We start from the raw sequence: 5,571 nt of genomic DNA on the forward strand, positions 1-5,571 counted from the left end.
CACGCGGTCGGCGCCGCGCTCCGGCGACACCACGGGCCGGCAGGCCACCACGGCGCCGCCCTCGCGCACGGCCAGCGTGTGGGAATGCCCGTCGTGCACCGCGGTGAACGGCAGCCCGGGGTTCAGCCACTGGGGCTGCGGCTGCGCGTAGCGGTTGTGGCCGATCTCGGTGGGGCTGGACGTGCACAGCTCGCCCGGATAGCCGGGCGGCAGCTGGGCGCCGAGCCGCTTGACGCCGCCCCAGCCGTAGGCCGCGCCGTCCGCGGCGAGGGCGATGGACCGGTCGCGGCCGGCACTGATGGTGAGAAATGGCATGGAATGCGCCTCGCGGGTCAGGGCAGCAGCACGAGGTAGGCGAACCCTTCGGCGCCGCCGATCGTGGCCTTGATCTGGATCTGCTTTTTCGATGTGGGGGCCTGGGACACCGTCACCCGGCCGGAGGGGCTGATCTGCACACCGGAATCGCTCGGGTTGCACGACCAGACGGCCATGTCCTTGTCGATGGCGGCCCCCGAACTCAGGACGCCCCGGATGCTGAGGTCGTACGAGAACGGGGATTGCTTGGTGATCTTCGTGGCCGGGGACAGCAGCAGCCGCTTGAGTACCGGCACCGGCGCGCTCTGGTTGCCGTAGAGGATGGCCTTGCCTTCCAGCCGGCCCGATTGCCCGGGCTGGTCCGACAGGTACCAGGGCAGTTCGGCCTTGATCGTGTAGGCACGTGGCGTGCGCTCCTGGCTGCGCAGTTGCACCAGGCCGCTGGTGCCTTCGTGGTTGGACACGTGCACGTCCGAGGCGTGTTCGCCCTCGACGCTCCAGATGGCGTCCTGGGTCACGTCCTTCCAATCGCCGCTGTCGGAGTAGCGCACCAGCGCCCAACCCTGCGCCGTGTCGGCCGTGGATTTGAAACCCTCGTAGAACTCGACCTTGAACTCCACGGGAACGGGCGGCGTGCGCACGTACAGCACCGGCATGGTCCACGGCACGGGTGGCTGCGAGGAGCCGTATTGGGTATAGCACCTGCCGTCGCCACGGCAGAATTTGATGCGGATGTTTTCCTCGTCGCCGTTGTAGAGGTTCATCACCAGCGTGCGCAGTTCGTAGTCCGACTGGCCCCACTGGCGATCGCGGCGCTTGTAGGCGTTGCGGGTGACGATGTAGCCCGGGCCGAGGATCTTGTAGGGCCTGGACCCCACCTGCCCCAGGTCGGCGAAATGCCGGTAGCGGGTGGTGCCGCCCTGCTGGTACGACTGCGGCTTGAAGCCGAAATACCGCATGACTTGAGGCGTCGCGGCCGACTGCTCGCCGGAAGGCAGCCGATGGCGCACGGCGTCCGGCGGTATCAGGCTCTGCAGTTCGGTGATGCTGGGCAGGCGCCAGGGATTGCCCGCGCTCGCCGGGTCGGCCATCAGCCCTTCCAGGCCGTCATATTCGAACATCTCCGGTTTCCACATCAGGCCGGTGTCGCGGTCCAGGATGCTGCCGTCGGCGAAGGGCTTGAGCCCGTTGGGGTACATCAGCCGCTGGCGCTTGAGGTGGATGTGGTACTCGTCCAGGTGCCGCTCCGCCTTGTCCAGCTGCGGCGGATCGCCCGCATGGGCGGCCTCGACCTTGAGATTGAGTGCCTGGGCCTGCAGTGCGCGCGCCTGGTTGAAGGCGTTGAACAGCAGGTCGTCGTAGGCCGTTCCGGTGCGGCCCGAATAGAACTTGGGGTGGTCGTCCAGCAGCAGGCGGATCAGCCCCTTGGCATCGGCACCGGAGCCCACCTGGTTGTCGTGCAGCTGGGTCAGCACCAGGCTTTCATTCACGGACTTGACGAATTGCTCCTGAAGCTGGTCGGCCGTCGGCGGCGCATCCCCCGCTGCGCTGGCCAGCAAATCGGTCTTGTCCTGCACGAACGCCTTCAACGCCTCCAGCGCCGTCAGGCGGGTGATGTAGGCCGTGGACCGCGGCACCCTGCCGATCGCCTCGCTCAGCCGCTTGATCTCGGCCGTGATCGCCTGCAGCTGCTTGGCGGTGGTGTCCTCACCTTCGCCCAGCCCCAGTTCGTTCAGGAAGCTGTTGATCCCGCTGACCCGCATGAGCCAGCCCTTGACCTTGCCGCCGGCCCAGTCCTTGAAGTTGCCGGACAAGCCATCCACCAGGTCCTTGATGGTGGCGTCGGGGCTTTTGTCGGCGCCCAGCAGGCCGGCCGCGTTCCGTCCGAAGCGCTGGACGGAGACCGTGGCGTCGATGCCGTCCGCCACCTGCCGGGTCAGGGCCTGCGTGCCGCCCGCGCCGCGCGCGGCCTGGTGGAAGTGGTCCGCATCGAACCGGTCGCGGTCCAGGCTGAAGCCCAGAGTCCCCACGGGAAGGTCGGGCGGCAGCCCCAGCGACTCCAGCACGCGCGCCTGGGCCCGCGCCAGCGCCATCCCCGGCTGCGTGGCGAGGTAGGCATCCACCAGCGTGGAGATCGGAGACAGCACGACCGCCGTGCCGGACCGGTAGTCCTCGAGCCGGGCGGCCAGATGCAGGCCGTCCCCCAGGTCCAGGACGAGGCGCAGGCCGCCCTGCGCCGCGTGCACCAGCACCGTGGCATGGCCGTCGAAGGCCGTCTCCACCAGCGTCTGGCCGCCCGCGCCGAAGACCGTGAGCCTGCCCTGGCCCGGGCCGCCCGGCTCGGCATGGACCGGCACCGACAGCGCATGGGGTGCGGGGCCGAGTCCGCCTTCGCCGCAGCCTCGAACGAGGTCAAGATGCTGCAGGGGGTCGAGGGGGCTGTCCACAGGGTGCATAAGTTGTGTCCGGCAGGCCGGTCCATTGGGGTGATGACGCAGTTTTTTAGCCAGGGATCGGGCGGCAGGCCTGCCGCCCACCGGTGCATCGTCCCGTTTCGCACCGGCCATTTCAACCCGCGGATCCAGTGGGGATTTCTTACCCATGCCACGGTGGGAGCCCTTCGGACGGGGAATTGAGACACGCGGCCATTCCAGGCCCAGCGGGTGAGACGCAGGATCCATTTCGACCCCGTCGGCCGCACAGGGTTTTTTTTCTCGACCTGTCGCGCGTGCGCTACATTTCGAGTGGAAACACACAGAAAGCAACAGACCGCGGAAGGGAATTCATGGCAAACGAGGTCCGTCCGGCTCCCGATTCCCCTCCACACCGCCGCCATGCGGCACTGGCCAGTCCGCACGCGCCGGGGACGCTGGTGGAGGTCGCCACCGATCCCGTCCCCCCTCGGGAGCGCCTCGACTTCTGGCGGGAATCGGTGCTCAGCCGCATGCGCCCCGAATCCGACGCGCCGGACGGGGCGGCGTTCGGCGGGCGGTTGCGGCGCATCGTCGGCCTTGGGGCCGATCTGGTCGAGCACGCGAGCGAGGCCGTGCATGCCGTGCGCACCGAGGCCATGTGTCGCCGGGACGGCGCGGACGACATCAGCCTGTCGCTGATGGTGGAGTGCGACTGGGCCACCCAGGAAAACCACGGAGCGCAGCAGATCTCGGCCGGCATGCTCTACCTCGTGGACTACGCCCGGCCGGTGGAGATCCGGCGCTCACGCCACCGCGACATGTCCCTCATCGTGTCGCGCAAGACGATCCACGACACCCTGGGCCCCGGCTTCACCCTGCCCGACCAGCTGCCGCAGCGCCCGGGCCTGGGCAGCGTGCTGCAGACCCTGATGGCCGCCACCTGGCGCGAGGCGCCGCGCATGGGGATCGACGAACGCACCGTGGCGCTGAAAGCCTGCACCGACATGGCCCTGGCCCTGCTGCAGACATCGCAAAAGGCCGGCCTGCAGGCCGATGCAGGCCGCTTCGACGACAGCCTGTACCGGGCGGCCTGGGGCCTGGTGCGGCGCCACTGCGGCGACCCGGCCTTCGGCGCCGAGCGGCTGGCGGTGCTGCTGGAATGCTCGCGTGCGTCGCTGTACCGCCTGTTCGCACGCCATGGCGAAGGCGTGGCGGCGGCCATCTGGAGCGCCCGGCTGGAGGCCGCCTGGCAGCAGATCACCGCGACCGCAGGGGCCGGCACCGAGCGGCCCAGCCTCTCGGAGATCGCGCTGCGGTGCGGGTTTTCGGACCCCTCCACCTTCCAGCGCATGTTCAAGCGCCGCTTCGGCCTCAGCCCGCGCGAGGCGCGCCACCCGGCGAACTGACCCGCGGCCGGCCGGCGGGTGCCGGCACCGGCGCGTTGGGGGACAATCGCCGGGTGTCCATCCCCCAGTCGTTCATCCAGGAATTGCTCGCCCGCGTCGATGTGGTCGACATCGTCGGCCGCTACGTGCAGCTCAAGAAGGGCGGCGCCAACTTCATGGGGCTGTGCCCCTTCCACGGGGAAAAATCGCCCTCGTTCAGTGTCAGCCCCTCCAAGCAGTTCTACCACTGCTTCGGCTGCGGCAAGAACGGCAACGCCATCAGCTTCCTCATGGAGCACGCCGGCATGGGCTTCGTGGAGGCCGTGCAGGACCTGGCCCAGCAAGTGGGCCTGCAGGTGCCGCAGGACGACGTCTCGCCCCAGGAACGCGAGCGCGCCGCCGCCCAGCGGCAAAAGCAGGCCACGCTGACGGATGTGCTCGAGAAAGCGGGCGAATCCTTTCGCAAGCACCTCAAGGATTCGCCGCGCGCGGTGGGCTACTTCAAGGGGCGCGGCGTCTCCGGCACGGTGGCCAAGCGCTACGGCCTGGGCTACGCGCCCGAGGGCTGGCGCAATCTGGCCAGCGTGTTCCCCGAGTACGACAGCCCCCTTCTGGCCGAAAGCGGACTGGTGATCGTGAACGAGGAGGACGACAAGCGCTACGACCGCTTCCGCGACCGCGTCATGTTCCCGATCCGCAATGTGAAGGGCGAATGCATCGGCTTCGGCGGGCGCGTGCTGGGCGACGACAAGCCCAAGTACCTCAACTCGCCGGAAACGCCCGTGTTCCACAAAGGCCGCGAACTCTACGGCCTGTTCGAGGCGCGCACCGCCATCCGCGAGCACGGCTATGTGCTAGTCACGGAGGGCTACATGGACGTGGTGGCGCTGGCGCAGCTCGGCTTCCCGAACGCCGTGGCCACGCTGGGCACGGCCTGCACGCCCGACCACGTGCACAAGCTGTTCCGTTTCACCGACACCGTGGTGTTCAGCTTCGACGGCGACGCGGCCGGGCGGCGTGCGGCGCGCAAGGCGCTCGACGGAGCCCTGCCCTACGCCACCGACACGCGCAGCGTGAAATTCCTGTTCCTGCCGGCCGAGCACGACCCCGACAGCTTCATCCGCGAACACGGCACCGACGCCTTCGCCCGCCAGGTGGGCGAGGCGCTGCCGCTCAGCCGCTTCCTGCTGGAGGCGGCCCGCGAGAACTGCGACCTGGGCACCGCCGAAGGCCGGGCCCACATGGTGAGCAACGCGCGGCCACTGTGGTCCGCCCTGCCCGACGGCGCGCTCAAACGGCAGTTGCTGACCGAACTGGCCGAGCAGGGCCAGCTCGACGCGCGCGATCTGTCCGACCTGTGGAACCAGGCCGCAGCGCAGGACGCCAGCCGCCAGGGCGGCGGCGCGCACCGGACGGCCTCCGGTGGCGCCCCCCCCGCCCGCCTACGCCGACGAACC

At 69.3% G+C, this 5,571-nt stretch carries 4 protein-coding genes; 2 read left to right on the forward strand and 2 right to left on the reverse strand.

Annotation, left to right across the window (positions count from 1 at the left end; all coding sequences use genetic code 11):
• Window positions 1-315, reverse strand: a 315-nt coding sequence (locus AC27IO_RS19665) for a hypothetical protein (protein WP_498740307.1), incomplete at its 3' end; no start/stop codon positions are given.
• A gap of 17 nt (window positions 316-332) precedes the next feature.
• A complete protein-coding gene (locus AC27IO_RS19670) occupies window positions 333-2,762 on the reverse strand; it encodes an Lcl C-terminal domain-containing protein (protein ID WP_498740309.1) in 2,430 nt (809 codons plus the stop codon).
• Window positions 2,763-3,100: 338 nt separating this feature from the next.
• Between AC27IO_RS19670 and AC27IO_RS19675 the strand changes: the two genes are divergently transcribed.
• Window positions 3,101-4,135, forward strand: coding sequence for a helix-turn-helix domain-containing protein (locus AC27IO_RS19675; protein WP_498740311.1), 1,035 nt, complete (start codon window positions 3,101-3,103; stop codon window positions 4,133-4,135).
• 53 nt (window positions 4,136-4,188) lie between these two features.
• The coding region (gene dnaG, locus AC27IO_RS19680; protein ID WP_498740313.1) for a DNA primase at window positions 4,189-5,571 on the forward strand (1,383 nt) is incomplete at its 3' end.

The sequence above is a fragment of the Acidovorax sp. KNOB132 genome, from assembly GCF_057541515.1.

What these genes read in the sequence shown, in the direction of transcription:
- AC27IO_RS19675 (WP_498740311.1), top strand. Translation starts at nt 3,101, where the DNA reads ATGGCAAACGAGGTCCGTCCGGCTCCCGATTCCCCTCCACACCGCCGC.